Here is a 25,496-nt window from a genome sequence, read left to right as displayed (position 1 = left end):
CACCCCACGACAAGGAGACCCACATGCCCTTCGACCCCACCACGACCAAGCCCGAGATCGACTTCCCCGAGGGCGAGGCGCCCACCGAACTCGTCGTCGAGGACATCACCGTCGGTGACGGTGCCGAGGTGACCGCCGGCTCGCCGATCCAGGCGCACTACGTCGGTGTCGCCTTCTCCACGGGCGAGGAGTTCGACGCCTCGTGGAACCGCGGCGCACCGCTGGCCTTCACCGCTGGCATCGGCCAGGTCATCAAGGGCTGGGACGACGGCCTGCTCGGCATGAAGGAGGGTGGCCGTCGCAAGATCGTCATCCCGCCGCACCTGGGCTACGGCGACCGCGGCGCCGGCGCCGCGATCAAGGGCGGCGAGACGCTGATCTTCGTCGTCGACCTCGTCAAGGTCGGCTGACCCGCCACTTCTCCACCCGAGAACCCTGCATTGCCCTACGGCAATGCAGGGTTCTCGTCGTCCGGAGGGGGACGGGAGTGGGCTAGGGCAGGAGGGCGGCGGCGTGGCGGCCGGCCAGGGCAGCCGTGGCGAAGGGGGTGACGTCCTGCGTCGCGCTCCGGCCCATGCTCGACAGCGGCACCGGGCTCGTCGCAAGGTCGTCGCTGACTCCCGCACTCGGGAGCGCCACGACCCGCGGCGTCCCGCTCGAGGCCGTGACGGCGGCGTCGAGCTGGGCCCGCACCTGCGGCCACGGTGCGGTGGCGTCGTCGGGCACGACGACGTCGGCGCTGCCGAGCAGGACCCGTGACAGGACCGTCGTGGTGTGGTGGGAGAGTCCGAGGTGGCGTTCCCGCGGGTCGCTGGCGGACACCCGCGGCACGACGACGGCCCGACCGCGCAGCACGTGCACGGCGTTGAGCACGTCACCCGTGGCCAGCCCCGACCAGCCCCACGTCGTCGACGAGCCGGCATTGCCGGGGCCCTGCGCGACGACCGCGACGTCGCAGCCGAGCACGTGCCTCGCGGCGAGCAGGGCCGAATGCACGGTGATCGCCTCGTGCTCCCCGCCGAAGGCCTGCCCCGCCGTGATCGTCGTGTCGAGCCAGGCGGCGTCGACGACCCCGGCCACGAGGTCGGACTGGGCGAAGGGGAGCGCTGCCGTGTCCGTCATGACGTAGGCCACGCGTGCGCCCGGCCGGGCAGACCGGAGGCCGGCGAGGACCGCCGGCAGGGCCGAGTGCAGCTCGGCGACGACGACCGGCATCCCCTGGAGGTCGCCGGCGGCGACGGCGGGGTGCTCGCGCATCGCCTCGTGGTGCGGCGACTCCTGCTCCTCGAGCGCCAGCACCATCTGCTGCAGCGGCGTGTAGCGGGCCTTGACGATGTGGCCGGGGGCCGGAGGAGGGTCGGCCGGGAGACGGGTCGCATTGGCGACGACGAGCGCGTGACCGCCCGTGCCCAGCCCGCGACGCAGCGCGGAGACGTTGAGCAGGACGGTGTCGCCGACCTCGGGGGTGCCCACGAGCTCCGGCAGGGCGAGGGCGGGTGTGTCGACGCCGTCGACCTCGACGGTCAGGCGCACCGCGCCACGCCGGGCGCGGCCGATCTCGCGGACCGCGCCGCTGCGCCAGTGGATCATGTGCGGCAGGTTAGCCTCAGGACGACGAAGGGAGCGACGTGGCAGCACCCAACACGCCCGCGGCCAAGACGGAGCGACTGCTCAACCTCACGATGACCCTGCTCTACGCGCGCATGCCGGCACCCAAGCAGCGCATCCGGCAGATGGTCGAGGCCTACCAAGCGATCGAGTCCGACGAGGCCTTCGACCGGATGTTCGAGCGTGACAAGGAGGACCTGCGGGCCATGGGCATCCCCCTGGTCACCGAGGACATCGGGGTCTTCGAGGACGAGCAGGGCTACCGCATCGACCGTCGCGACTACGCCCTGCCGCCCGTGGAGCTGGCCGCCGACGAGCGTGCCGTCGTCGGGCTGGCCAGCCGCGTGTGGGCGCACGCGACGATGGCCGGCACCGCCGCGACCGCCTGGCGCAAGGTGGCTGCGGGCGACGAGGTCGGGGAGGACCCCTTCGTCGGGCTGGAGCCGCAGCTCGGCGGGACCGAGCCGGCCTTCGAGCCGCTCAAGGACGCGGTGCTGTCGTCGACCGCCGTCCGCTTCGACTACGCACGTCCCGGCACAGGCGGCTCCCGGCCCCGTCGCGTCGAGCCGTGGTACCTCACGGCCTGGCACGGCCGCTGGTACCTCGTCGGGCACGACCTCGACCGTGAGGCCGCCCGCGTCTTCCGGCTCAGCCGCATCACCTCGTCGGTGACGACCACGGGTGACGCGCTCACCGTGCCCGTGCCGGACGACGTCGACCCGGTCCGGATGATCGCCGCCACCGACCCGAGCCCCGCCGAGACCGTCCCGGCGCGCCTGCGCGTGCGTGTCGGTACCGGTCACGGTCTGCGTCGTCGGGCCCATGAGGTCGTGCGCATCGACGACGACTGGGACCGTGTCGACGTCCCGGGTGCTGACCTCGACGGCTTCGTCAGCGAGGTCGTCAGCCACGGCGGCGATGTGGTCGTCGAGGAGCCGAGCGAGCTGCGCGAGGCGGTCGTCGCTCGCCTGCGCGCCGTCGCCACAGCCCACGAAGGGAGCGCCCGATGAGCCGTCCCAAGGTCGAGACCGCGACGAGCCGCGTCGAGCGGCTGCTCACCATGGTCCCGTGGCTCGTCGGCCGCCAGGGCATCGAGATCTCCCGGGCGGCCGAGGGCCTCGGCATCACCGAGGACCAGCTGAAGAAGGACCTCGACCTGCTCTTCATGTGCGGCTACGGCCCGATGACCGACGAGCTCATCGAGGTCAGCTACGAGGGCGGACGGGTCTTCGTCAGCAATGCCGACACCATCGCCCGGCCGCTGCGCCTGAGCGTCGACGAGGCGATCTCGCTCATCGTCGGGCTGCGCTCACTGTCTGACCTCGAGGCGGGGGAGTCCGGTGCCGTCGAGCGGGCCCTGGCGAAGCTCGAGGAGGTCGCCGGCTCGATCCCCGGCGTCGAGCGCGTCATGGTCGTCGACGACGACACCGAGGCCGGGCGCACCCGCTCGGTCCTCCAGGACGCGCTCTCGGCCGGTCGCCGACTCCACCTGACCTACCACGTGCCCAGCCGCGACGAGCGCAACGAGCGCGACGTCGACCCGATGCGCCTGGCCCGGGTCGAGGGGCACTGGTACCTCGAGGGGTGGTGCCACCGGGCGCAGGACGTGCGGCTCTTCCGCACCGACCGGATCGAGTCGGTCGAGGTGCTCGACGTGCCGTCCGAGCCACCCGCCGACGCCGTGCGACGCGACCTGAGCGCGGGCGCCTACCAGCGTGGAGAGGGCGACCTGCCCGTCACCCTGCGCCTGGCGCCGTCCGCCCACTGGGTCGCGGAGTACTACCCGGTGACATCTCGCGAAACGTCCGGTGAAGACCTCGTCGTCACCCTGCCGACGAGCAACGAGGGTTTCCTGCGCCGGCTCGTGCTGCGTCTGGGCGGCGCGGCCGAGGTCGTCGAGCCCGAGGCGCTGCGCACCGCGGTCACGGCACACGCGACGCAGGCTCTGGCCGCCTACGACGTCGGCTGAGCCCCGTCCGCAGGCCATGAGACCGACGCCGACCGTCCTACCGCAGCGCGTATGCTCGAGGGGAACGGCGAGATCAATCGAAGGGAACTGTCATGGGCTTTCTGCCCGGCGGCGCTGAGTGGATCCTCATCGCCCTCGTCATCCTCCTGCTCTTCGGCTTCAAGAAGCTGCCTGATGCCGCCCGCAGCATCGGCAAGTCGGCCCGCGTCTTCAAGTCCGAGGTCAACGAGATGAAGGAAGAGGACCGGCAGCGCGAGGAGGCCAAGAAGGCCCGGGACACCGGCCGCACTCCGACCGCTGACGGCAACGCCGTCATCGACGAGGCCAAGCCCCGGACGGACAACCAGTCCGGCCCGGTGTCCTGACCCCACCCCCTTCGCCCGCCACCCGCATGGCTCGTAGCCTCCGCACGCCCAAGGACCCCGAAGGGCGGATGCCGCTCAAGGAGCACCTCCTCGAGTTCCGCAACCGGCTGATGATTGCCGCCGCCGCGATCGTCGTCGGGGCGATCATCGGGTGGATCATCTACGACCCCGTGAAGATCGGGCCGTGGACGTACGGCGGGGTGTGGAAGCAGCTGACCTATCCCTTCGACGAGTACAAGGCGGCCAACCCCGAGAGCGTCGTCACGCTAAACTTCGGCAATGCCACGTCGGCCTTCTCCACCCAGCTCGGGCTGTCGATCTTCACCGGGGTCATCCTCTCCAGCCCCATCTGGCTCTGGCAGATCTGGGCCTTCATCCTCCCGGGGCTCACCAAGCGCGAGAAGCGCCTGTCGCTCGGCGTCTTCGGCACGGCCCTGCCGCTCTTCCTCGCGGGCTGCTTCTTCGCCTACCAGACCCTGCCCAAGGCGCTGCTCATCCTCTTCGGCTTCACCCCGGACGACGGCAAGTCGAGCAACATCCAGCAGGCGAGCGACTACTTCACCTTCATCACCCGCTTCATCCTCGCCTTCGGGCTGGCCTGGCTGCTGCCGGTCTTCCTCGTCGGCCTGTGCGCCATCGGCGTGCTGCCCGGCCGCACCCTCAAGAAGTCCTGGCGGATGGCGGTCCTGCTGATCTTCATCGCCTCGGCCGTCATCACCCCGACGCCGGACCCCTTCACGATGTTCCTGCTCGCGGGGCCGCTGTGCGTCCTGTACTTCATCGCCCTCGTGATCTGCCTCTGGATCGACAAGCGGCGCATCGAGCGGGGCGAGGAGCCCGACTGGTCGGACCTCCCGGACGACCAGGCCTCGCCGCTGACCTAGGGTCGGGTCCATGACCCGGGTGACCGCCGAACGCATCGGCCTGCTCGTCAACCCCACCGCCGGCAAGCACCGCGGGGAGCAGATCGGCACCCGTGTGGCCGACCTCCTCGAGGCCGGCGGGCGCGAGGTCGTCGACCTCACCGGTCTCGACGCCTCCCGGGCCGAGGCCAAGGCGCGGCAAGCCGTGGCCACGGGCGACATCGACATGCTCGTCGTCGCCGGCGGCGACGGGGCCGCCGGGCTCGGGGCCAACATCTGCGCCGACACCGACGTCCCGCTCGGCATCGTGGCGGTCGGCACCGGCAACGACAACGCCCGCGAGCTCGGCCTGCCGGTGCAGGACGTCGAGGCATCGGTCCAGCGAATCCTCCAGGGCTCGGTGCGGCGCATGGATCTGGGGCGGGTGAGCGGCCCCGACGGCGAGCCGATCCGCGACTACCTGGGCGTCCTGTCCTGCGGCTTCGATGCCGTGGTCAACGAGCGGGCCAACCGCATGTCCTGGCCCCGGGGTCCGCAGCGGTACAACCTCGCGATCCTGCGCGAGCTCCCGGTCTTCGGCGCCATCCACTACGACCTGACGATCGACGGTGTCGAGCGCGAGGTCGACGGGATGCTCGTGTGCATCGCCAACGGCCGGGCCTTCGGCGGCGGCATGAAGGTCGCCCCGGCAGCCGACATCGACGACGGTCTGCTCGACGTCGTCATCGTCCACGACATCCCCATCCCGACCTTCCTGTCGGTCTTCCCCAAGGTCTTCTCCGGTACCCACACGACGCACCCGGCCGTCGAGATCGTGCGGGGCGCGCGGGTGAGCATCGCGACCGAGCGGATCGTCAGCTACGCCGACGGCGAGCGCGTCGCACCCCTGCCGGCCACCGTCGAGGCGGCCCGCGGCGCGCTGTCGATCGTGCGCTGACGCGCTGGCATAGCGTGGGGTCATGTCCTCGCCCGCCGAACGCTATGCCGCCTCCCGACGCCGTCGCGAAGGGGAGCTGACCGACTTCGCCGAGGGGGTCGGGTTCGAGCTCGACACCTTCCAGCGCGAGGCCTGCGAGGCCGTCGAGGCCGGTCACGGCGTGCTCGTCGCGGCACCCACCGGCGCCGGCAAGACGATCGTCGGCGAGTTCGCCGTGCACCTGGCGCTCTCGCGCGGGCAGAAGGCCTTCTACACGACGCCGATCAAGGCCCTGAGCAACCAGAAGTACCACGAGCTCGCGGCCCGCCACGGCTACGACCGGGTCGGTCTGCTCACCGGTGACGTCTCGGTCAACGGCGAGGCCCCGGTCGTCGTCATGACGACCGAGGTCCTGCGCAACATGATCTACGCCGGCTCCTCGACCCTCGACACGCTGGCCTTCGTCGTCATGGACGAGGTGCACTACCTCGCCGACCGCTTCCGAGGCGCTGTGTGGGAGGAGGTCATCATCCACCTGCCCCGCTCGGTCCAGGTCGTCTCCCTCTCGGCGACCGTGAGCAACGCCGAGGAGTTCGGCGCCTGGCTCGCCGAGGTGCGCGGCGGCACCGAGATCATCGTCTCGGAGGAGCGTCCGGTCCCGCTGTGGCAGCACATGCAGGTGGGGCGCGAGGTGCACGACCTCTTCGTCGACGACGGGTCCGCCGGCACCCCGGCCAAGGTCAACCCCGAGCTGCTCGACGCGATCCGGGCCCGGGTCCGTGGCACCGACGACGACGGGCGCGGGCGAGGCGGACCGCGAGGTGGCCGCGACCGACGCGGCGGTCACCGCCGGGACGGCGGCCGGGGCAGGGGCGGTCACGGGCCGGGGCCACGTGGCGGTGGCGGACGCTTCGGCGGGGCCGCCTCGCGCACCGAGGTTATCCGGGAGCTCGATCGCGACGGGCTGCTGCCGGCGATCACCTTCATCTTCAGCCGGGCCGGGTGCGAGGGCGCCGTCGGTCAGCTGCTGGGCAACGACGTGCGTCTGGTGAGTGAGCGCGACGGCGAGCTCAACCGACGCACGGTCGAGGAGCGGGCTGCCGTCCTCGAGGGGGAGGACCTCGACGTCCTCGGGTACCACCAGTTCGTCGCGGGCATCTCCCGCGGCTTCGCCGCCCACCACGCCGGCATGCTCCCGCTCTTCCGCGAGATCGTCGAGGAGCTGTTCACCGCGGGACGCATCCGGGCGGTCTTCGCGACGGAGACGCTCGCCCTGGGGATCAACATGCCCGCGCGCACGGTGGTCCTGGAAAAGCTGGTGAAGTTCAACGGCGAGTCGCACGTCGAGATCACCCCGGCCGAGTACACCCAGCTCACCGGGCGGGCCGGCCGGCGGGGCATCGACGTGGAGGGGCATGCCCTCGTCGTGTGGTCACGGGGGCTGGACCCGATGTCCGTGGCCGGTCTGGCATCGACCCGGACCTACCCCCTTCGCTCCAGCTTCCGGCCGACCTACAACATGGCCGTCAACCTCGTCGCCCAGGTGGGCCGCCAGACGGCCAAGGAGGTGCTCGAGACCTCCTTCGCGCAGTTCCAGGCCGACCGCGCCGTCGTCGGGCTGGCGACCAAGGTGCGCGAGCAGCAGGAGTCGCTCGAGGCCTACAGCGAGGCCATGCACTGCCACCTGGGCGACTTCCGCGAGTACGCCGCGCTGCGGCGGCGCATCTCCGACGTCGAGAAGGAGGGCTCGCGCAAGCGCAATGCCAACCGTCGCGCCGAGATCGCCGTCTCGCTCGAGGCCCTGTCCGTCGGCGACATCGTCCGCATCGGGGGCCGCCGGTCGGGCATCGCGATCGTCGTCGCCCCGCCACGCTCCTACAAGGGCGAGCTGACGGCACCGACCGTGCTCACCGAGCACCAGCAGATCCGCCGGCTGACCGCCGCCGACCTCGACGGTCCGGTCACCCCCTTCGGGCGTCTGGCCGTCCCCAAGGGGTTCAACCCGAAGTCGGCGAAGCAGCGGTCCGACCTCGCCGCCACGTTGCGGATCAAGGCGCCCCACGAGGACGCCCCGAGTGTGCGGGCGCACGCCGTCGAGAGCGCGAAGGGGGAGGACGAGCGCCTCGAGCAGCTGCGCCGCGAGCTGAAGTCGCACCCCTGCCACCAGTGCCCGGAGCGCGAGGAGCACGCCCGCTGGGCGGCGCGCTGGTGGAAGCTCAAGCGGGAGACCTCCGCCCTGCAGCGCAAGGTCGAGCACCGGACCAACTCCGTGGCGCAGACCTTCGAGCGGATCTGCGTCGTGCTGACCCGCATGGGCTACCTCGGCGACGACGGCGAGAGCGTCACCGACCTCGGCACCCGTCTGCGCCGGCTCTACACGGAGAAGGACCTGCTCGCGGCCGAGTGCCTGCGCGGGGGAGCGTGGAAGCGCCTCGACCCCGCCGAGCTGGCGGCCGTCGTCTCGATGCTCGTCCACGAGCCCCGGCACGACGAGCACGACCCCTTCCCGAGGATGCCGACGGACAACGTCTCCGACGCGTGGCAGGACATGGTCCGCCGCTGGAGCGAGCTCGAGGACCTCGAGCAGGCCAATGCCCTGCCCGCGACCGGCGAGCCCGACGGGGGATTGGCCTGGGCGGTCCACCGGTGGGCCAGCGGGCGCCGGCTCGACGAGGTGCTGTCGGGGTCGGACCTCACCGCAGGTGACTTCGTGCGGCGGTGCAAGCAGGTCGTCGACCTGCTCGACCAGGTGGCCGACGCCGCGCCCGAGCCGCACCTGCGGGGCGTGGCCCGCACGGCCGTCGACAAGGTGATGCGCGGGGTCGTCGCCGCCGACCGGCTGGACTGACCTCCCCTTCGGCCTCAGCCCCGCAGGGCGGTCGCGATCCGGTCGAAGGGGGAGGTCAGGCCGTGGTCGACCGCGAGCCGGCTCATCGTGGCCGGGTCGGCGATGTCGGACGGCAGGCGCAGGTCGACGTCGGGGATCGGCACGTCGTGGGCCACCCGCACCACGAGCGGGGCGACGTCGAGGTAGTCGCTCGCGGCCTCGAGGTTGGCGCGGCGCGCCCCCTTGATCCGGGGGTCACCGGAGGCGACGGCCTCGCGCACCCCGGCGAGAGATCCGAAGTCCGCGATGAGCGCGGCCGCGGTCTTGTCGCCGATGCCCTTGACCCCCGGCAGCCCGTCGCTGGTGTCGCCGCGCAGCGCGGCCATGTCGGCGTAGGCGTCACCCGAGGCGACGGCGTACTTGTCCGCGAGGAAGGTCTGGGTCACGACGTCGGGGTCGCGCACCCCACCACGGGCGGTGTAGATGACCCGCGTGCCCGAGGCGTCGTCGACGAGCTGGAAGAGGTCGCGGTCGCCCGTGACGACGTCGACCGGCATCTGCCCGCGGTGCGCCATGGCGAGCGTGCCGATGACGTCGTCGGCCTCGTAGCCGGCGGCGCCGATGCGGGGGATGCCAATGGCAGCGAGGGCCTCGGCGATGACCGGCACCTGCGGGCTGAGCTCGTCGGGGACCTCCTCGCCCTCCGCGGGGTCGTCGGCGACGCGGTGCGCCTTGTAGGTCGGGATCGCGTCGACCCGCCACTGCGGCCGCCAGTCGTCGTCCCAGCACGCCACGACGTGGGTGGGGCGGTAGCGGGTGATGAGCGTGGCGATCATGTCGAGGAATCCGGCCACGGCATTGGTCGGGATGCCCGACGGCACCTCGGCCCTCGCCGGCACGCCGTAGAAGGCGCGGAAGTACAGGGAGGCGGAGTCGAGCAGGAGCAGGCGGGGCGCCGAGTCGGACATGCCCTGACCCTACGGCTCTCGCTTATGCTTCATCCATGGAAGCGGCGGATCGACGGATCATCGACCTCCTGCGCGAGGACGGACGCATGAGCTACACCGACCTGGGCAAGGCCATCGGGTTGTCGACCTCTGCCGTGCACCAGCGGGTGCGGCGCCTCGAGGAGCGCGGGGCCATCACCGGCTACGCGGCCGTCGTCGACCCCTCCGCCGTGGGCACGCCGCTCACCGCCTTCGTCTCGGTGACGCCTCTCGACCCGCGCGAGCCCGACGACATCCCCGACCGCCTGCGCGACATCCCCGAGATCGACGCGTGCTACTCGGTGGCCGGCGACGCCAACTACCTCCTGCGTGTGCGGGTGGGCACCCCGCAGGACCTCGAGGAGCTGCTGGCCACGGTCCGCAACCGCGGTGGCGTCTCGACCCGCACGACGGTCGTGCTCTCGACGCCGTGGGAGTGATCTCGCGGCTCCCGGTACGTCTGGCCCTGGCCCTCGTCGGGGGCCTGTGCCTGTGGCTCTCCTTCCCGGACCACGACCTGGCCCTCATGGCGGTCGTCGGGGTGGCGCTCATCGGCATCGCCATGTGGGACGTCACCGCGCGCGTGGGTGCGCTGCTCGGGCTCGTCGCGGGGCTCGGCTGCTTCGTCCCCACCCTCAGCTGGTCGGGCATCTTCGTCGGGACCTTCCCGTGGATGGCCCTGGCCGTCACCGAGTCCCTCTACGTCGCCGCGATGGGCGCGGTCCTCGCCGCGGTGCAGCGGCCCCTGCTGCGCCGCGGGCACCCGCTGCCGGCCGCGCTGCTCGTCCCCGTGATGTGGGTGCTCCAGGAGTGGGTGCGGGGCACGCTGCCCTACGGCGGCTTCCCGTGGGCCCGCATCGCCTTCAGCCAGGCGGACACTCCCTTCGCCCGGTGGGCCGCGGTCGGGGGAGCGCCGCTCATCACGCTCGCGGTCGCCCTCGTCGCGGTACCGCTCGTCCTCGTCGTCGTCACCCGCCGCCCGCCGTGGGTGGCCCTCGGGCTGGCCGTCGCGGCCACGGCCGGCGCCTTCGTCGTGCCCGTGCCGACGAGCGGCGACGCGAGTGCCCGGGTCGGGCTGGTCCAGGGCAACGTGCCGCGGACGGGCCTGGACTTCAACGCCGAGCGTCGCAAGGTCCTCGACAACCACGTCGTCGGGACCGAGCGCCTCGCCGAGCGGCACGACGACCTCGACCTGGTCATCTGGCCGGAGAACTCCTCCGACATCGACCCCCTGCGCAACCCCGACGCCGCAGCCCAGGTGCAGCGGGCTCTCGAGGCGGCCGGTGTACCGGTCATCGTCGGGGCGATCCTCGACGAGCCGGCCCCGGCGGTGTCCAATGCCTCGCTGTACTACCGGCCCGGGGGAGGGGAGCCGGAACGCTACGTCAAGCAGCACCCCGTCCCCTTCGCCGAGTACGTGCCCCACCGCGACTTCTACCGGCTCTTCAGCTCCAAGGTCGACCTCGTGCGGGTCGGCTTCGCGAAGGGAGACCGCAACGCCGCCTTCACCGTCCCCGGCCGCGATGGTGACTTCTCCGCCGTGCCGACGATCTGCTTCGAGGTGGCCTACGACGGTCTGATGCGTTCGGCCGTCAAGGACGCGGAGGCGAAGGGGGACCCCAGCCTCCTCGTCGTGCAGACCAACAACGCCACCTTCGGCTACACGGCCGAGTCCACGCAGCAGTACGCGATCTCCCGGATCCGGGCCATCGAGCACGGCCGCAGCGTCGCCCACGTGTCGACCGTCGGCGTCTCCGGGTTCGTCAACCCCGACGGCAGCACGACGCCGACCACCGAGCTCTTCACCGCCGCCCAGCCCGTCGACGACGTCGTGCTGCGCAGCGGCTTGACGCTCTCCGACCGGCTCGGGCCGTGGGTGGAGTGGGCCTGCGGCCTCGGCCTGCTCGTCGCGGTGGGGTGGCGGCTGCGCCACCGGGCGACGGGTAGTGTCGGAGGCGAGCCACGGACCGACCCGAGCCCGACCGAGCAGACCGAGGAAGCCACCACCGGTGCCTGACCAGCCCCACACCCAGCGACCGCCGATCGAGCGGGTCGCGGTGCTCATCCCGACCTACAACGAGCGCGACAACCTGCCGCTCATCGTCGAGCGGGTCCGCGAGTCGGTGCCTGCCGCCGATGTCGTCGTCCTCGACGACAACTCTCCCGACGGCACCGGCGAGGTCGCCGATGACATGGCCGCAGCCGACCCGCAGGTCATGGTGATCCACCGCCAGGGCAAGGAGGGCCTCGGTGCCGCCTACCTCGCCGGCTTCCGGTGGGCGCTCGAGCGCGGCTACGACGCCATCGTCGAGATGGACGCCGACGGCTCCCACCGCCCGGAGCACCTGTCGCACATGCTCGACGTCGCGGCCGACGCCGACCTGGTGATCGGCTCGCGCTACGTGCGCGGCGGCAAGATCGTCAACTGGCCCGCCGACCGCAAGGCCATCTCGATGGCCGGCAACCTGTACATCAAGCTCGTCCTGGGCATGCCGGTCAACGACGCGACCGCCGGCTACCGCGTCTACCGCGCCGAGACCCTGCGCACGATCGGCCTCGACGAGGTCGAGAGCGCCGGCTACGTCTTCCAGACCGACCTGACGGTCCGCACGGTGCGTGCCGGGCTGCGCGTGGTCGAGGTCCCGATCACCTTCGTCGAGCGAGAGATCGGCGACTCCAAGATGGACGGCGACGTCGTGCGCGAGTCGATGACCCGGATCACCCGCTGGGGCCTGGCCCACCGGTGCCAGCAGCTGCGCCGACTGGTCGATCGAGAGCCGACATGGCACCGGTTGTGATCTTCGGGTCCGGGCCGACGGGGCCCGGACCCGCACCGCGCCGCCGCCGTCGGGTGGCCTGGGTGCCGCTGGCCATCGTGCTGTGGCTCGTCGTCGAGGTGCTCGCGGTCTACGGCGTCGCTCGACTCATCGGCGTCGGCTGGACGCTCCTGCTCTTCGTCGCGCTGTCCGCGCTCGGCGTGTGGCTGCTGCGACGCGAGGGGCGCCGGACCTGGCAGTCCCTGCGGGTCGCCCTGCGCAGCGGCGAGATGCCCTCGCGCGAGATCGCCGACGCGATCCTCGTCTTCCTCGGGGGCGCGCTGCTCACCCTGCCCGGTTTCGTCTCCGACGTGCTGGGCCTCGTGCTCGTGCTGCCCTTCACCCGGCCGGTGGCCCGCATCGGGCTCGAGGCCGTCATCGCCCGGCGGCTGCTCGCCGCCGGGATGCCGGTGGCCCCGGGGGAGGCGCGGGTGCGTCGTCGGCGGCGCCACGACGGTGGGGACGACGACGTCGTCGAGGGCGAGATCGTCGACGACTGAGGGGTGCGCACGACATGACGAAGGGGGCGGCCCACCGTGATCGGTGGGCCGCCCCCTTCGAGGCTCGCTGGCGCTCGCTCCTCAGTGCGGCGCCTTCGTCGTGCTGGGACTCAGGCGCTGCGCTTGCGCGGCTTCTCGCCACGGGAGGCTCGCAGGAGCTCCAGACGCTCCTCGAGGAGCTCCTCGAGCTCGGGGATCGAGCGGCGCTCGAGCAGCATGTCCCAGTGGGTGCGGACGTGCTTGGCCGGCTTGAGCTCCGGCTCGGGGCCGTCGAGGAGCTTGCCGAGCTTGCCGCAGCGGCACTCCCAGGTGCCGGGGATGTCGGCCTCGACGGAGAAGGGCAGCTCGGTGCGGTGGCCGTCCTCACAGACGTAGGTCGTGATCTGACGGTCGCTCGGGACGACGTTGTCCGTCGTCTCCATGCTGAAGCTGACCATGCGCGTTCCGCGCAGCGTGCGCTCTGCCATGTTGCAAGTCTCCTGGTGTCTCTCGCGATGTCCGCGCCCCTGCCGCGCGGGCCCCTCGTCACATGACAACGCTCAATGAGCATCGTCTGTTCCGGCTGCTCGCGTCGTTGCGGTGCCGTGGCCCACGGCGGGCCTTCCGGATGGGCCCGATCTGGCGGTCGGCTCGCGGCGCAACCTGGGGCGACCCCACAGGATAGCGCCTCCCCACCGTGTCGCGCACATCGAGGCGCTCGGGGCGGTTAGCCTCGCCTCGTGACCGATGTGACGACACCCCCCGTGGAGCCGACGACCGCGCTGCGAGCCGAGCCGCAGGGCGGCTTCGGCCGGATCCTCGGCTGGGCGATGTGGGACTGGGGCTCGCAGCCCTTCAACACCGTCATCACCACTTTCGTCTTCTCCGTCTACCTGACCAGCTCGAGCTTCGGTCCGACCAACACCACGTCGACGGCGCTGGCGATCGCGACCGCCCTGTCCGGGCTGTTCGTGGCGCTCCTGGCACCGGTCCTGGGGCAGAACTCCGACCGGTCCGGTCGGACGGTGCGCAACCTGCGCGTGCAGACCTGGGTGCTCGCGGCCGTGTCGGCCGCGCTCTTCCTCGTCCAGCCGGACCCGAGCTTCCTCGTCCTCGGGCTGGTCCTGCTGGGCGCCGGCTCGATCATCTCCGAGATCGCGAGCGTCAACTACAACGCCTCGATCGAGCAGGTCGCCTCACCGAGCAACGTGGGTCGGGTCTCCGGCTTCGGCTGGGGGATGGGCTACCTCGGCGGCATCCTCGTGCTGCTCCTGCTGTACTTCGTCTTCATCCAGCCCGAGGTCGGGCTCTTCGGCGTCACCGACACCGACGGCCTGGACATCCGGGTCTCCATGGTCGTGTGCGGCCTGTGGATCCTGCTCTTCACCCTGCCGACCTTCTTCGTGCTCAAGGACAAGCCGCGGGAGAAGGCACCGCGGGTCGGGGTCGCCGAGTCCTACCGACTGGTGTGGGCCTCCCTTCGCAGCCTGTGGGCTCGCTCGCCGCACACCGTCTACTTCCTCGGTGCCTCGGCACTCTTCCGCGACGGCCTCGCGGGAGTCTTCGCCTTCGGCGCCGTGCTCGCCGCCGGGACCTTCGGTATGTCTGCCGGGGACGTCATCATCTTCGGCGCCGCCGCCAACATCGTCGCCGGCGTCGCCACGATGCTCTTCGGCCTCCTCGACGACGTCCTCGGGCCCAAGCGCGTCATCCTCATCTCGCTCGTGGCGCTCGTCGGGCTCGGGCTGGCGATCTTCGTGCTCCACGACGGTGGGGCCACGGTCTTCTGGACGCTCGGGCTGGCGATGACCGCCTTCGTCGGTCCGGCCCAGGCGGCCTCCCGCAGCTTCCTCGCCCGGGTCATCCCCGAGGGGCACTCCGGTGAGATCTTCGGCCTCTACGCGACGACCGGGCGCGTGGTGTCCTTCCTGTCGCCGGCCGCCTTCGCCCTCTTCATCTGGCTCGGTGCCGTCATCACCGGCGACGACAACACCCAGTACTGGGGGATCCTCGGGATCGCGGTCGTGCTCATGGCCGGCCTGGCAGTGCTCATCCCGGTCAAGACCCCGCAGGAGCAGGTCGGCTCGCACCAGGCCTGATCAGCCGGCGTACTCCCAGTGCCAGGGCTCGGGCAGCGAGCCGCCGGCGGCCGCCCACGACGGGTGGAACCACCCGTAGAGCGGCGCATTCTGCTGCATCCACGCATGGGCGGGGTGGCCGAAGGAGTTGACGCCACCACACAGGTCGAGCGCCTTGCCGAGACCGTGGTTGCTCCTGCCCGGTGTGGCCGCCCACCCGCCACGCTGCTGCTTGGTGACGACCTGCTCGGCGTAGGAGCGGTAGCTGTCGGTGATGCACAGCAGGTGGCCGGTGTCGCGTTGGTAGGCCTTGCTCATCGCGTTGAAGGCCGCGGCGGCATCGGGGCGCAGCGACTCGCCGGGCCCGCCGAGCAGCGGGCACAGCCCGCTCGGGGGGATCTGGCCGTTGGGGTAGGTGCCCATGTTGGTCGAGCAGGGCTTGGACCCCTCGAACTGGCTGACGTCCTGACCAAGCTCCTTGAGCGCGGAGGTCAGGCGGTCGCTCGCCCCCTGGGCGCGGTCGTCGGGCTGGCTGATCAGGGCGTTGACGATCGGGCCGGCCTCCTTGAGCTCCTCGGCGTGCTTGCGCCGCAGGGACTCCAGCTCGCTCTTGCGCTCCTTGAGCACCGCGTCGGCGCGCTCCTTGGCCCGGTCGGCACGTCGCTTGGCGCTCGCGGCCTTCTTGAGCGCCTTGTCCTTCTTCTTCGTCAACGACGCCTTGGTGACGGTGTCCTCGCGGACCAGGTCGACGGTGCGGATGCGCTCGTCGGTCAGATAGCTCAGGTCACCGGCCGAGTCGCCCGAGGTCTTCGAGCCGTCGGTCAGCGTGCCGATCATCGTCATCGTGTCGCTGTAGCCCCCGGCCTGGGTGTAGGTGTCGAAGGCCCAGCTGCGCAGGTCCTTGCGGCCCTTGGCCAGGCGGTTGCGGTACTTGTCGAGCTCGCGCTGCGCGGTGTCCGCCTCCGACTTCGCGGCGGTGTACTCGTCGCGGGCCTTGGCCTTCTTCTGCAACAGGCTGTTGGCCTTGGTCGAGTAGGACTTCAGCGACTTCACCGCAGCGGCGATGTCCTTGTTGTTCTTGACCAGGTCGGCGGTCAGGCGGTCGGCCTCGGCGATCTGGTCCTCGAGGTCCCCGGAGGAGAGCGGGGTGTCGTTGGCATCGCCCACGGGAGAGCTCTCGTCCACCGACCAGGCCGTGCTGGGATCGGCGGCCGTGCCGTCGTCGGTGGGCTCGGTCGTGGGAGCCGTGGTCGGCTCGACCGTCTCGGTCACGGGAGTCGTGGGGTCGACAGGCTCGGCCGACGCCGACGAGGCGGCAAGACCGGTGGCCAGACACAGCGCGATGGCCGCGCTGGTCGCGCCGCCGCGGCGGCGGATGCCAGATCGCATGAGTTCTCCTGGGAAGGGTCAGACCCGGGTCATCCTAGGCCCGCCGCGGCGTCACGTACACGTCCGCGTGACCGCGGCCTCGTCGAGCGGGCTCGCGGTCAGTCGGTGGACGCCGCCGACCTGCCCGAGGTGGTCTTCGTGGTCGTCGCCTTCTTCGCCGACCGGCTGGCGGGAGCGGTCTTGCGGGCGCGGGTGCGCAGACGCACCTGCCGCTGGGAGCCCTCGGCGCGGGTCTCGAGGTAGGGCTGCTCCTCGACGAGGCTGGAGAGCTTCTGGTGGCCGAAGGTCCGTGGGTCGAAGTCCGCGTGCGCCCGGCTGAGGTGCTGACCGACGAGTCCGAGCGCGCTCCAGCCGTCGTCGCCCGAGGTCGCGTTGATCGCCTTGGTCAGCGCGGACTGAAGGTTGATCGTCGTCTCGGGCTCGCCGCCGTCCTCGGCAGGGGAGGGGGACCTCCCTTCGTCCTGGCCGGAGTCGTCGTCACGGGCCTGCTCCTGCAGCAGCTCAAGGAAGATGAACTGGTCGACCGCACGCCGCAGCGACTCCGGGGTCTTGCGCAGACCGAGTCCGTAGACCCGCTTGCCGGACTCGCGCAGTCGCGTCGCCAGCCGGGTGAAGTCCGAGTCGGACGAGACGAGCGCGAAGGCCTCGACGTTGCCCTGCCACAGCAGGTCCATCGCGTCGATGATCAGCGCGCTGTCGGTGGAGTTCTTGCCGACGGTGTAGGCGAACTGCTGGACCGGCTGGATGGCATTGCGGTGCAGCTCAGGCTTCCACCCGCCGAGCTGCGAGGTCGTCCAGTCGCCGTAGGCCCGCTTGACGGTCGGGGTGCCGTACTTCGCAAGCTCCTCGAGCACCGCGGCGGTGTGCTTGGCGGAGACGTTGTCGCAGTCGATGAGGACGGCGATGCGGGTCGAGCTGCTGGGGTCGTCCATGCCCGCAACCTACCCTCTGGTGCAGGAGCGCGAAGGGGGACATACTGCAGCCGGACGACGGGCCCGGGGGAGTGACATCGGGCGCCAGATCCGCCACACCCACCTCTCTTCGCAGGAGTCCTGTCATGCGCCTGTCCCGACGCACCATCGCCCTCTCGTCCGCCATCGCTGCCGCCGCCGTCGCGACCGGTAGCGCCGTGTCCGCCGAAACCACCTCGACGCCGCCCCAGATGTCGACCATGACCTACGTCGGCATCTACGACGGGGCCTTCGCCGGCTTCCCGGGCACCACCCACCGGGTGTCCGTGCTGATGAAGCGCGGCACCACCGCCGACTTCGGCAAGAACCAGCAGAACTACGTCAACATCGAGTCCTTCCGCTGCGCCAGCGGGGTCGCCGTGCCCCCGACGGGTTCCGCCCCGGCCGGGTGCGAGCTGGCGGCGACGACCCCGATGCGCAACTCCGCCTCGTCGGCCTACGTCTCGAGCACGGGTCGCTCGGCCAACATGAGCGGGACCTTCGCCGCGCGCTCGGGCAAGGCGCGCACCCTGAAGAGCACGCTGCGCTTCTATGCCGCCGACCCCGGCGGTGAGCACTCCTTCGGCCCGGACCTGACCGTCCGCAACGGGTCCGGTCGGGTCACCGGGTTGCTCGGAGGGAAGACCCCGACGAGCGCGTCGGTCCTCGTGACGACCTTCGGGGCCTGAGCGAGGGCTGGGCCACCGGTCACGTCGAGTAGCGACCGGTGCCCCAGCCGAACTCACGCCTTGGTGCGGCGGCGCTGTCGGGGGACCGGGCGGACGACGAGCACCGGGCAGGGAGCGGTGCTCTGCACCCGCTGTGCCGTGCTGCCGATGAAGACCTTGTCGGTCAGTCCGCGGCTGCCACTGGCCACGACGATCAGCTCGATGCCCGACACCTTGGCCGCTCGGATGATCTCGGAGGAGGGCATGCCGCTGCGCACCCGGGTGCGCACCCTGGTCGTCTCCGACCAGTCGTCGAACTCCCCGGCGATGACCGCGACCGCTGCCTCCGCCTCCGCCTTGAAGGAGCTCCCCGTGAGTTGCCTGGGGGCCTTGGCGTCGGCCGAGATCTCGTCGACGAAGGAGACGCTCGCCAGAGGCCTGGTGACCGCCAGGACGAGGATCTGCTCGACCTTGCCCGGGTCCGCGAAGGACTTGAAGTGGCGGGCGGCCCGTAGGGACTGCCGGGAGCCGTCGGTGGCGATGAGCACGTGCATGTCAGCTCTCCAGATCGGTGGTGGGGGTGCCGCCGCCGAGCAGCCGCTCGGCGATGAAGAGGACGACGCCGACGCCGAGCAGCGCCGCGCAGTACAGGAGCGACCCGGGGTCGTCGTAGATGACGTAGCCGAGGATGAGGAAGTTGGCGACGACACCGATCGCGAGCAGGACCCGTGGCGCCCTGAAAGTCTCGTCGGTGCGGTCATGACGATCGAGCTTGACCGCCGAGACGATGACGAGGGCGTAGATCAGCAGCGTGAAGACGACCGTGACATTGGCCAGCTGGGCCAGGTCGGCTCCGGAGACGAGCAGCGCGGCGATGACGACGACGGAGAAGAGGATCGCCAGCCACGGCACCTGCCGACTGCTCACCGTGGCGAAGGGGGCGGGGACGACGTCCTCGCGCGCCATGCCGTAGAGGATGCGGGACTCCGTCACGAGGCAGACGAGGCAGGTGTTGGTGATCGCGACCATCGCGATGATCGCGAAGATGATCGTCAGCACGGCCACGGAGAGCGGCAGGATCCCCGTCTTGACGACCTCGAGCAGCGCGGCGTCGGACTCGGCGAGCTGCTGGATGGGGACGGTGACCGCGGCGGTGACGGCGATGAGGACGTAGAGGACGCCGGCGGTCGCCATGCCTCCGATGAGCGCTCGGGGGAAGTCGCGGCGAGGGTTGCGCGTCTCCTCGGCGAGATTGGCCGCGTTTTCGAAGCCCGTCATCGCGAAGAAGGCCAGGGCCACGCCCGCGAGCAGGCCGAGGGCAGGGTTGCTGTCGGTCGAGAACTCGGTGATCCGCCCGAACTCGACCTTGCCCTGGGCGGTCGCGACGACCCCGATGACGAGCACGATGATCAGGCCGGTGACCTCGACGAAGGTCATGATCATGTTGGCGACGACCGACTCGGTGATGCCGATGAAGTTGATGATCGCCAGTGCGACGATGAAGGCCAGGGCCACGACGAGCGCCGGCGCCGCCTCCCACACCTCGCCGAAGTACTGGGCGAACCCGGTAGCGAGGGAGCCAGCCGCCGCATAGCTCGCGGACAACATGCAGAAGGTGATGAAAAAGGTGAGGGTCTTGTTCTTGAAGGCCTTGTTGACGTAGAGGGCGGCTCCTGCGGCCTGCGGGTACTTCGTCACCAGCTCCGCGTAGGCGAGCCCGGTGATCGTGGCGACCGTGACCCCGACGGCGAAAGCGGCCCAGAAGGCGCCGCCCACCGCGCCGGCGACGAGGCCGATGAGGACGTAGATGCCGGATCCGAGGACGTCTCCGAGCACGTAGAAGTAAAGGAGGCGACCGCTGACCCCTTGCTTGAGCTCGGAGTCCTCGTTGACCGCTGGTGTGCCTTCCGGTCCGGTCGTGTCGACGGACATGCCTTGGCCTTCCTCGTGAGCGGCCACCGGTGCGGCGGCTTCGTCTGTGATCCACACCACAGCCGATGAGGCCCGCTGTCAAACGGAAGGTGTCCCCAGCGTGTCGTCAGTCGTCGCCGGACGGTCGTGAGCGGGCCCGCTTGATCTCGCCCCGCCGGGTCTTGGCTGCCAGCCGCCGCCGTTGCGACCCTCGGGTCGGTTTCGTGGCCCGACGCGAAGGGGGAGGAGGTGCCAGCGCCTCGCGCAGCAGCGCGGCCATCCGCTCACGTGCAGCACTGCGGTTGCGTCGCTGCGCACGGTGCTCCGACGCGTCGACGGTGAGGGTGGTACCCACGAGACGGGTCGACAGGCGCGCCAGCGCCCGCTCGCGCTGACGGTCGGTCAGCGCGCTCGTGGTGGCGAGGTCGAGGGAGAGCTGGACGCGCGAATCGGTCGTGTTGACCCCTTGGCCGCCGGGTCCGCCGGCCCTGCTGAACTGCTCGGTGAGGTCGCCCGCGGGCACGACGAGGCCGGCGGGGATCCCGGGCCCGGGGGGCACGCGCAGCTCGCTCACCCCACGAGGGTCTCATTCCGACCGGGTGTGCGGGTCACGCGCGAGCCGCACGAGGCCCTCGGTGCGCTGGTCCAGCGGCAGGTCGCGCTCGCGCTCTCGCACCAGCGGGATGACTTCACGGCTGAAGCGCTCCACCTCCTCGCGCACGCGGAGGAAGCCCGTGAGGACGAGGTCGATGCCGACCTTCTTGTGCTCGACGATGCGCTCGGCCACCTGCTCCGGCGTGCCGATGAGGCCGGTGCGGAGCGCCAGGCGGTTGCCGGAGGTGGACTGGGCCGTCGCGGCCAGCTTCGCGAGGATGTGCGGCGGCCACTGGCCGGGGTGGACGGCGGCGCCGTAGGCGGCGAAGTAGCGCACATGGGTCAGGGCGTAGTCGCAGCCGACCCGCTCAGTCGTGCGTGCCGTGTCGATGTTGTCGGCGGGCGAGTGGTCGGTGGGGTGCTCGATGTCGGAGACGACGAGGCCGCCGGACAGGGCTGGCACGCCCGTCGAGCTCGTGGCCAAGCGCGGATGACCCGCACCGACCGCCTACGGTGAGGCCATGCGCCTGACCGCGGCCGTGCGCGCCTCCGCACGCGACCCACTCCTGCAGGTCGCCAAGACCGCCCTGGCGACCATCGTCGCCTGGATCGTCTGCGACCTGCTGATCACCGACGGTCCACCGCCGGTCTTCGGGGCGATCGCCGCGATGCTCGTCGTGCAGCCGAGTCTCAACCAGTCCCTGACGAAGGGGGTCGAGCGCAGCGTCGGCGTGGTGGCCGGCGTCTTCCTGGCGACCGGCATGGGGGTCGTGCTCGGGACGTCGTCGTGGGTGGTGCTGCTCGCGGTGAGCGCGGCACTCGTGCTGTCGTGGGCGCTGCGGCTGACGAGCGGATCGGGGATCCAGATCGCGATCACCGCGCTGCTCGTCCTCACCCTCGGAGCATCGACACCGGACTACGCCACGATCCGCATCGTCGAGACGATGATCGGCGCCGTCATCGGCATCGTCGTGCACCTGCTGCTCGTCCCTCCGGTCGCGCTGGCGCCGGCGCGTACGGCGCTCGATCTGCTGGGGGAGGAGACGGCAGAAGCCCTCGAACGTCTGGCCGATGCGCTCGTCTCCCGCAAGACGCGACCTGGCCGCCTGCTCCTGCTCCACGACGCCCGACGGCTGCACCCCCTTCGCGACGAGGCGACGGAGGCCATCGACGCGGCGGAGGACTCGCTGCTGCTCAACCCGCGCGCCGCTCGCTACCGCGGAGAGCTCGGGGCGCTGCGCGACACGCTCGACATGCTCACCAGGGTCGGTACCCAGGTGCGGGGGATGACCCGGGCCTACGTCGACCACTACGACGAGGGCGTCCGGGAGGAACCCCTGGTCCTCGGCATCTCCGAGGAGCTGCAGCGGGCCGCGCACGACACCCGGCTGAAGCTGCGCCTGGCCGTGCCGCGGACGTCGGACGCGCTGGAGGACACCGCGCCCGCGCTGACCGAGCCGCTCGACACGAGTGCACCGCAGGGGATGCGGTGGGTGCTCGTGGGTTCGCTCATGGAGGACCTGCGGCGCATCCGGCACGAGCTGGGCGCCGACGGTCGTGGGGGGCAGGGCCACTCGAGCAGCTCCGACTGAACTGACATAATGTGGATTATCGGCGTTTGACACATAGTTCTTCGCCGAGTGGCGTCAATATCAACGACCCAAAGTACGGTCGCTGGTGGACGGCCACGCCCGGAGTCAGAGGACGCAGATGCATTTGAAGTACAGGAAGTACCACGGGTGCGGCAAGTGATCTTCCCCAAGCGACGCAGCGCCGGCGACTGGACAGAACTACGAGCCCGCTCCGAGAAGAAGGACCTGTGGGTCGAGCCTCAGTGGCGCGGCAAGCCCGAGCTGGGGCCTTGGGTGACCGGCGACGGGCAGCGCGTCGTTGACGTCATCGCAGATGGGCACTGCGACTCGCTGCCCTACGACGTCTGTTTCGAGCAGTCCCCCGACTGCGAGGGCACCCGGCGCGGGGACATCCTCTGGCTCGGGGGCTTGCCGATCGGCATCGTCTCCAGCCGGTTCATCCGCGAACTCCACAAGCTCGACGTCGCAGGGTGGTCCACCTACCCTGTGGCCATCAAGGACTCCGCCGGCCAAGAAATCGAGGGGTATCACGGGCTCGTGGCAGACGTCACGGGCAATAGTGAACTCGTCTCCGGGGCCTGGAAGGCGGGTCGGCAAGTGCCGGTGTACCTCGCCACAGACAGGGTCGTCGGCGCTCTACTAGCCGCGGGAGTAGACGGGTTGGACTTCTCCACGGCCACCAAGCGGCTCCCCCGCCGATAACCCAGTCGCGGCGGCCGCCTCCGGGTCTATTCGGCCGGGAAGCGCCCGCTGTCACGCGTGGGGTCAACGACTCGCCACTCCCTCTATACGCCGCTCAGCGCCAGCACTCCGCGCGGCATACCGATGCGTGTTCTAGGCATCGTGTCGACCAGCACCAGAAGCCATGCGGCTCGATCCACTCGCGTGTCTCGTCGATGACATGGTTGGGCTCGTCCTGCGTGAGCTCACTCCACGAACCGTGGCTGCACGATGACGGCACCACGCGGCCCCAACCGATCACGTGCCCGGAGCGCATTGGGCGGCCAGGCCTCGGTGACGACCAGCGCGACGGAAGGTCGCCGGCCTCGTCGATCACCTCTCCCCCGCCGGTGTCGATGTCGAGGGCCGAATCCGAAGCGGCGAGTGCAGCCTCGATCAATTTGACATAACTCCACGGCGGGCGCTCCTCGGTCGCCCGACCGTCGAGCCAGTCAAAACCCCAGCCCGTGACGTCGACGCCGACCGCTTCGGCGACCAGGTCGTCGAAGGAGTGCACCAGGCAGGATCAGTAGCCGTCAGGCGTGAAGTCGACCTGCGTCGGCGGGGCCAGCGCCTCCTTGGAGACCTTGCGTCGCGCGGCCGTGTAGAGGTTGATCACGGCCTCCGGGTCGTGGGTCCGACCCTGGGTGATGGCGGTGAGGATGCCGGCAGCTTCGGCCTCCATCGTGCGTCCGTGGCTGCGGGCCACCTCGCTCAGACGCGTCTCGACGTCGGAGCCGAGGTCGTGGATCTCGGGTGTCATCTGGATCACATCCCTTCCTCGACCACGGTACCGCCGCCTCTCGCGCCAGTCACGCGCGACACCACCCACGGGTGTCATGGTCGTCAGGCACCGTCCACGTCGAAGACCGACCAGCAGATCTCGTTGCGCCGCGTCATGTCGTCGAGCACCAGATCGCGGACCGCGTCGGGGAGTCGCTGGCGCTGCCACGAGCACTCGGCCAGCCGGGTCTCCTCTCCCCCACCCGGGGGCGCGTCGGCCACGACCGCCTTGATCGCGTAGGCGGCGGCCCCGAGGTCGTGCTCGGCGACATGGCCGACACAGGCCGCCTGCCCGGCGGCGTAGGCGGCGAAACGCGCGGCCCCCGTGAGCGGTCGCGCCGCCCCCATGGCATGGCCCCCGAGTGCCCGTGCGGTCATCATCGGCATCTCGCCCCTCGCCCAGGCCCTGGCTGCCTCGATCGCCTCACGTGGCCGATGGTCCTCGGGCGCCACGTCCTCGAAGAGCGGCAGGACGTGCTCGGCGCAGTCGGCGGCCCAGCGCGCGAGCAGCTGGTGGTGGTCGTCCGTGAGGGTCCCGCCACGACGGACGGTGATCATCCGCGGGTCACGGACCGGGGGCAGGATCACTGCTCGACCAGCCCTTCCTCACGAAGGGTGGCGAGCGCCGCGCGGACGTCGGCGCGACCCCCTTCGTCGAGAGGCATGACGGGACGGGGCAGGCAGGGGTGGGCCACGGCCCCGAGCTCCTCTGCGAGCGCGGCGACGACCCGATAGCTGCCGTGGGCACCGAAGAGTCGCCACAGCGGGTCGAGCTGCCCCGAGATCCGCTGGGCCTCCTGCGCGTCACCGGCGGACGTCGCGTCGACGATCGCGCGGCAGGGCCCCGGCAGGGTGCCGGCGAGGACGCTGTACCAGGCGTCGCAGCCCGCGACCAGCGCATCCGCGGCCACGGCGTCGCCACTGATGCCGATGGCCACCCCGGGCGCGACCGCGGAGCGAAGGGAGCCCACCCTCGCCCTGACCACGTCCACTCCCCCGGTGACCGGTGGGATCTTGATCGCCTCGACGTGCGGGAGCCGGCTGATGCGGGCGTGCAACTCGTCGCTGAAGCTCACGTGGGTCGTACCGGGATTGTCGTAGACGACGACGGGCACCGAGACGGCCGACGAGACGTCGGCGAAGAGCGTGAGGACCTCGTCGTCGGTCAGGGCCTGGTAGGTGACCGGCGCGAGCAGCAGCGCGGCGGCACCGGCGGCCTGCGCGTCGTCGGCGTGGCGCAGCACCTCGCGCGTGCGCACATGGCCGATGCCTGCGAGGACGGGAACCTCACCGGCCGCGGCCACCGCGAGCTCGACGGCCTGGCGGCGCTCGTCACGGTCGAGGTAGGCGTAGCTGCCGGTCGAGCCCAGCGCCGTGATGCTGTCGACGCCCGCCGTGGCGAGGCGCTCGACGATCCGGACGAAGGCCCGCTCGTCGACGGCGTCGTCGGCGATCGGCGTGAGCGGGAAGGCGCTGAGCCCGATGAGGAGGCGGGACGTGGTCATGCCCCAAGTCCACCATCGGGGTCCAGCCACGGCGACAGCACGGCCCGGATGGCTTGGCTGTCGTGGGCGCTGGCCCGCCAGGCCGCGCGCACCTCTCGGGTGGGTGCAGTGGCACGCCGGCGGACGACGACGCCGTCGGGACCTCGGGCCGCGCCAGCCGCGGGACGAGGGCCAGGACGTTGCTGGAGGCGACGAGTGCCAGCTGGGTCGAGAAGTCGTCGGCGACGTGCAACCGCACCTCGCCGCCTTCCGGGCCGGACGACTCGATGAGGCGCGCTCGATCAATGACGAACTGATGCCGCGCGCTCTCGGCCTCATGCGACCAAGACCGGGCGCAGCGACGGCGAAGGCCGCGCTGGCCCCGGCAGGGGTCATCTCATCGGCAGCGGCCCGGCTGCCGATGGTCGAGGAGCCGCCGCCCGGGGCCGTGCACCAGTGGCTCACCGCACGCCACTCCCCCGCTGCGTGAGCCCCTGG

At 71.1% G+C, this 25,496-nt stretch carries 29 protein-coding genes; 16 read left to right on the top strand and 13 right to left on the bottom strand.

Annotation, left to right across the window (positions count from 1 at the left end):
- Positions 1–23: 23 nt before the first annotated feature.
- The gene (locus H7A72_RS08005; protein WP_185222209.1) at positions 24–410 is read left to right on the top strand and encodes an FKBP-type peptidyl-prolyl cis-trans isomerase; all 387 of its coding nucleotides are present in this window, start codon (positions 24–26) and stop codon (positions 408–410) included.
- 82 nt (positions 411–492) lie between these two features.
- On the opposite strand, the gene H7A72_RS08000 is transcribed toward H7A72_RS08005, so the two are convergent.
- Positions 493–1,590, bottom strand: a complete 1,098-nt coding sequence (locus H7A72_RS08000; protein ID WP_185222208.1) for a DUF3866 family protein — start codon at positions 1,588–1,590, stop codon at positions 493–495.
- A 38-nt stretch (positions 1,591–1,628) separates the two neighbouring features.
- On the opposite strand from H7A72_RS08000, the gene H7A72_RS07995 reads away from it, so the two are divergent.
- The 6 genes from H7A72_RS07995 to H7A72_RS07970 all read left to right on the top strand — a co-directional run bounded on the left by H7A72_RS07995 (position 1,629) and on the right by H7A72_RS07970 (position 8,569).
- The gene (locus H7A72_RS07995; RefSeq protein ID WP_185222207.1) at positions 1,629–2,618 is read left to right on the top strand and encodes a YafY family protein; all 990 of its coding nucleotides are present in this window, start codon (positions 1,629–1,631) and stop codon (positions 2,616–2,618) included.
- The gene (locus H7A72_RS07990) at positions 2,615–3,577 is read left to right on the top strand and encodes a YafY family protein (RefSeq protein ID WP_185222206.1); all 963 of its coding nucleotides are present in this window, start codon (positions 2,615–2,617) and stop codon (positions 3,575–3,577) included. Before H7A72_RS07995 ends, H7A72_RS07990 begins: the two co-directional genes overlap by 4 nt.
- A gap of 92 nt (positions 3,578–3,669) precedes the next feature.
- The gene (tatA, locus tag H7A72_RS07985) at positions 3,670–3,942 is read left to right on the top strand and encodes a Sec-independent protein translocase subunit TatA (RefSeq protein ID WP_185222205.1); all 273 of its coding nucleotides are present in this window, start codon (positions 3,670–3,672) and stop codon (positions 3,940–3,942) included.
- A gap of 26 nt (positions 3,943–3,968) precedes the next feature.
- The gene (tatC, locus tag H7A72_RS07980) at positions 3,969–4,826 is read left to right on the top strand and encodes a twin-arginine translocase subunit TatC (RefSeq protein ID WP_223277861.1); all 858 of its coding nucleotides are present in this window, start codon (positions 3,969–3,971) and stop codon (positions 4,824–4,826) included.
- Positions 4,827–4,836: 10 nt separating this feature from the next.
- A complete protein-coding gene (locus H7A72_RS07975; protein ID WP_185222204.1) occupies positions 4,837–5,742 on the top strand; it encodes a YegS/Rv2252/BmrU family lipid kinase in 906 nt (301 codons plus the stop codon).
- 22 nt (positions 5,743–5,764) lie between these two features.
- Positions 5,765–8,569 carry an RNA helicase gene (locus tag H7A72_RS07970; protein WP_185222203.1) on the top strand — a complete coding sequence of 935 codons (2,805 nt, stop codon included), beginning with the start codon at positions 5,765–5,767 and terminating at the stop codon, positions 8,567–8,569.
- 14 nt (positions 8,570–8,583) lie between these two features.
- On the opposite strand, the gene H7A72_RS07965 is transcribed toward H7A72_RS07970, so the two are convergent.
- Positions 8,584–9,516 carry a 5'-3' exonuclease gene (locus H7A72_RS07965; protein WP_072624605.1) on the bottom strand — a complete coding sequence of 311 codons (933 nt, stop codon included), beginning with the start codon at positions 9,514–9,516 and terminating at the stop codon, positions 8,584–8,586.
- A gap of 35 nt (positions 9,517–9,551) precedes the next feature.
- Here H7A72_RS07965 and H7A72_RS07960 point away from each other — a divergent pair, with 35 nt between their 5' ends.
- Genes H7A72_RS07960 through H7A72_RS07945 form a run of 4 tightly spaced genes read left to right on the top strand, consistent with a single transcriptional unit; the run spans position 9,552 to position 12,850 of the window.
- The gene (locus tag H7A72_RS07960; RefSeq protein ID WP_072624604.1) at positions 9,552–9,974 is read left to right on the top strand and encodes an Lrp/AsnC family transcriptional regulator; all 423 of its coding nucleotides are present in this window, start codon (positions 9,552–9,554) and stop codon (positions 9,972–9,974) included.
- Positions 9,965–11,551, top strand: coding sequence for an apolipoprotein N-acyltransferase (gene lnt, locus H7A72_RS07955; RefSeq protein WP_223277860.1), 1,587 nt, complete (start codon positions 9,965–9,967; stop codon positions 11,549–11,551). Before H7A72_RS07960 ends, lnt begins: the two co-directional genes overlap by 10 nt.
- Positions 11,544–12,332 (top strand): polyprenol monophosphomannose synthase, encoded by a 789-nt coding sequence (locus H7A72_RS07950; RefSeq protein ID WP_223277857.1) that lies wholly within the window; start codon positions 11,544–11,546, stop codon positions 12,330–12,332. Before lnt ends, H7A72_RS07950 begins: the two co-directional genes overlap by 8 nt.
- On the top strand, positions 12,317–12,850 hold the full coding sequence (locus tag H7A72_RS07945) for an FxsA family protein (protein WP_185222202.1): 534 nt from the start codon (positions 12,317–12,319) through the stop codon (positions 12,848–12,850). The genes H7A72_RS07950 and H7A72_RS07945 overlap by 16 nt, the downstream gene beginning before the upstream one ends.
- Positions 12,851–12,960: 110 nt before the next feature.
- Here H7A72_RS07945 and H7A72_RS07940 read toward each other — a convergent pair whose 3' ends face one another.
- Positions 12,961–13,317 carry an RNA polymerase-binding protein RbpA gene (locus tag H7A72_RS07940; protein ID WP_185222201.1) on the bottom strand — a complete coding sequence of 119 codons (357 nt, stop codon included), beginning with the start codon at positions 13,315–13,317 and terminating at the stop codon, positions 12,961–12,963.
- Positions 13,318–13,569: 252 nt separating this feature from the next.
- Between H7A72_RS07940 and H7A72_RS07935 the strand changes: the two genes are divergently transcribed.
- Positions 13,570–14,928, top strand: a complete 1,359-nt coding sequence (locus tag H7A72_RS07935) for an MFS transporter (protein ID WP_223277855.1) — start codon at positions 13,570–13,572, stop codon at positions 14,926–14,928.
- On the opposite strand, the gene H7A72_RS07930 is transcribed toward H7A72_RS07935, so the two are convergent.
- The gene (locus tag H7A72_RS07930; protein ID WP_072624600.1) at positions 14,929–16,296 is read right to left on the bottom strand and encodes a M15 family metallopeptidase; all 1,368 of its coding nucleotides are present in this window, start codon (positions 16,294–16,296) and stop codon (positions 14,929–14,931) included.
- Positions 16,297–16,394: 98 nt separating this feature from the next.
- Complete coding sequence (locus H7A72_RS07925) at positions 16,395–17,228, bottom strand: NYN domain-containing protein (protein WP_072624599.1); 834 nt, start codon at positions 17,226–17,228, stop codon at positions 16,395–16,397.
- A gap of 125 nt (positions 17,229–17,353) precedes the next feature.
- Between H7A72_RS07925 and H7A72_RS07920 the strand changes: the two genes are divergently transcribed.
- Positions 17,354–17,935 (top strand): hypothetical protein, encoded by a 582-nt coding sequence (locus tag H7A72_RS07920; RefSeq protein ID WP_185222200.1) that lies wholly within the window; start codon positions 17,354–17,356, stop codon positions 17,933–17,935.
- A gap of 53 nt (positions 17,936–17,988) precedes the next feature.
- On the opposite strand, the gene H7A72_RS07915 is transcribed toward H7A72_RS07920, so the two are convergent.
- The 4 genes from H7A72_RS07915 to H7A72_RS07900 all read right to left on the bottom strand — a co-directional run bounded on the left by H7A72_RS07915 (position 17,989) and on the right by H7A72_RS07900 (position 20,882).
- A complete protein-coding gene (locus H7A72_RS07915) occupies positions 17,989–18,468 on the bottom strand; it encodes a universal stress protein (RefSeq protein WP_185222199.1) in 480 nt (159 codons plus the stop codon).
- Between the two features lies 1 nt (position 18,469).
- Positions 18,470–19,846, bottom strand: coding sequence for an APC family permease (locus tag H7A72_RS07910; RefSeq protein WP_185222198.1), 1,377 nt, complete (start codon positions 19,844–19,846; stop codon positions 18,470–18,472).
- 106 nt (positions 19,847–19,952) lie between these two features.
- Entirely contained in the window at positions 19,953–20,399 is a 447-nt protein-coding gene (gene arfB / locus H7A72_RS07905; protein WP_185222197.1) for an alternative ribosome rescue aminoacyl-tRNA hydrolase ArfB, read from the bottom strand.
- Between the two features lie 12 nt (positions 20,400–20,411).
- Positions 20,412–20,882, bottom strand: coding sequence for a hypothetical protein (locus H7A72_RS07900; protein WP_223277853.1), 471 nt, complete (start codon positions 20,880–20,882; stop codon positions 20,412–20,414).
- Positions 20,883–20,940: 58 nt separating this feature from the next.
- On the opposite strand from H7A72_RS07900, the gene H7A72_RS07895 reads away from it, so the two are divergent.
- On the top strand, positions 20,941–22,011 hold the full coding sequence (locus H7A72_RS07895; RefSeq protein WP_185222196.1) for an aromatic acid exporter family protein: 1,071 nt from the start codon (positions 20,941–20,943) through the stop codon (positions 22,009–22,011).
- A gap of 156 nt (positions 22,012–22,167) precedes the next feature.
- On the top strand, positions 22,168–22,713 hold the full coding sequence (locus H7A72_RS07890; RefSeq protein WP_185222195.1) for a hypothetical protein: 546 nt from the start codon (positions 22,168–22,170) through the stop codon (positions 22,711–22,713).
- 94 nt (positions 22,714–22,807) lie between these two features.
- Here the strand turns inward: H7A72_RS07890 and H7A72_RS07885 are convergent, their stop codons facing one another.
- The 4 genes from H7A72_RS07885 to H7A72_RS07870 form a co-directional block, all read right to left on the bottom strand.
- The gene (locus H7A72_RS07885) at positions 22,808–23,248 is read right to left on the bottom strand and encodes a hypothetical protein (RefSeq protein WP_185222194.1); all 441 of its coding nucleotides are present in this window, start codon (positions 23,246–23,248) and stop codon (positions 22,808–22,810) included.
- Positions 23,249–23,257: 9 nt separating this feature from the next.
- The gene (locus tag H7A72_RS07880) at positions 23,258–23,503 is read right to left on the bottom strand and encodes a hypothetical protein (RefSeq protein WP_185222193.1); all 246 of its coding nucleotides are present in this window, start codon (positions 23,501–23,503) and stop codon (positions 23,258–23,260) included.
- Positions 23,504–23,577: 74 nt separating this feature from the next.
- Positions 23,578–24,102 carry a putative immunity protein gene (locus H7A72_RS07875; protein ID WP_072624586.1) on the bottom strand — a complete coding sequence of 175 codons (525 nt, stop codon included), beginning with the start codon at positions 24,100–24,102 and terminating at the stop codon, positions 23,578–23,580.
- Positions 24,099–25,019: a dihydrodipicolinate synthase family protein gene (locus H7A72_RS07870; protein WP_185222192.1), complete on the bottom strand. Its 921-nt coding sequence runs from the start codon at positions 25,017–25,019 to the stop codon at positions 24,099–24,101. Before H7A72_RS07870 ends, H7A72_RS07875 begins: the two co-directional genes overlap by 4 nt.
- Before the next feature lie 103 nt (positions 25,020–25,122).
- On the opposite strand from H7A72_RS07870, the gene H7A72_RS07865 reads away from it, so the two are divergent.
- A complete protein-coding gene (locus H7A72_RS07865; RefSeq protein ID WP_185222191.1) occupies positions 25,123–25,488 on the top strand; it encodes a hypothetical protein in 366 nt (121 codons plus the stop codon).
- Positions 25,489–25,496: the final 8 nt, after the last annotated feature.

It is taken from the genome of Janibacter sp. YB324 (assembly GCF_014217915.1).
GTDB lineage: Bacteria > Actinomycetota > Actinomycetes > Actinomycetales > Dermatophilaceae > Janibacter > Janibacter indicus.
Note: the sequence above shows the minus strand (reverse complement) of the source record. Positions and strands in the feature narration are given on the sequence as shown.

Excerpts from the sequence above, each read along its gene's own strand:
- H7A72_RS08005 (WP_185222209.1), top strand. The coding sequence starts at position 24 with ATGCCCTTCGACCCCACCACGACCAAGCCCGAGATCGACTTCCCCGAG.
- H7A72_RS08000 (WP_185222208.1), bottom strand. The coding sequence starts at position 1,590 with ATGATCCACTGGCGCAGCGGCGCGGTCCGCGAGATCGGCCGCGCCCGG.
- H7A72_RS07990 (WP_185222206.1), top strand. The coding sequence starts at position 2,615 with ATGAGCCGTCCCAAGGTCGAGACCGCGACGAGCCGCGTCGAGCGGCTG.
- tatA (WP_185222205.1), top strand. The coding sequence starts at position 3,670 with ATGGGCTTTCTGCCCGGCGGCGCTGAGTGGATCCTCATCGCCCTCGTC.
- tatC (WP_223277861.1), top strand. The coding sequence starts at position 3,969 with ATGGCTCGTAGCCTCCGCACGCCCAAGGACCCCGAAGGGCGGATGCCG.
- H7A72_RS07975 (WP_185222204.1), top strand. The coding sequence starts at position 4,837 with ATGACCCGGGTGACCGCCGAACGCATCGGCCTGCTCGTCAACCCCACC.
- H7A72_RS07970 (WP_185222203.1), top strand. The coding sequence starts at position 5,765 with ATGTCCTCGCCCGCCGAACGCTATGCCGCCTCCCGACGCCGTCGCGAA.
- H7A72_RS07965 (WP_072624605.1), bottom strand. The coding sequence starts at position 9,516 with ATGTCCGACTCGGCGCCCCGCCTGCTCCTGCTCGACTCCGCCTCCCTG.
- H7A72_RS07960 (WP_072624604.1), top strand. The coding sequence starts at position 9,552 with ATGGAAGCGGCGGATCGACGGATCATCGACCTCCTGCGCGAGGACGGA.
- H7A72_RS07945 (WP_185222202.1), top strand. The coding sequence starts at position 12,317 with ATGGCACCGGTTGTGATCTTCGGGTCCGGGCCGACGGGGCCCGGACCC.
- H7A72_RS07940 (WP_185222201.1), bottom strand. The coding sequence starts at position 13,317 with ATGGCAGAGCGCACGCTGCGCGGAACGCGCATGGTCAGCTTCAGCATG.
- H7A72_RS07930 (WP_072624600.1), bottom strand. The coding sequence starts at position 16,296 with ATGCGATCTGGCATCCGCCGCCGCGGCGGCGCGACCAGCGCGGCCATC.
- H7A72_RS07925 (WP_072624599.1), bottom strand. The coding sequence starts at position 17,228 with ATGGACGACCCCAGCAGCTCGACCCGCATCGCCGTCCTCATCGACTGC.
- H7A72_RS07920 (WP_185222200.1), top strand. The coding sequence starts at position 17,354 with ATGCGCCTGTCCCGACGCACCATCGCCCTCTCGTCCGCCATCGCTGCC.
- H7A72_RS07915 (WP_185222199.1), bottom strand. The coding sequence starts at position 18,468 with ATGCACGTGCTCATCGCCACCGACGGCTCCCGGCAGTCCCTACGGGCC.
- H7A72_RS07910 (WP_185222198.1), bottom strand. The coding sequence starts at position 19,846 with ATGTCCGTCGACACGACCGGACCGGAAGGCACACCAGCGGTCAACGAG.
- H7A72_RS07895 (WP_185222196.1), top strand. The coding sequence starts at position 20,941 with ATGCGCCTGACCGCGGCCGTGCGCGCCTCCGCACGCGACCCACTCCTG.
- H7A72_RS07870 (WP_185222192.1), bottom strand. The coding sequence starts at position 25,019 with ATGACCACGTCCCGCCTCCTCATCGGGCTCAGCGCCTTCCCGCTCACG.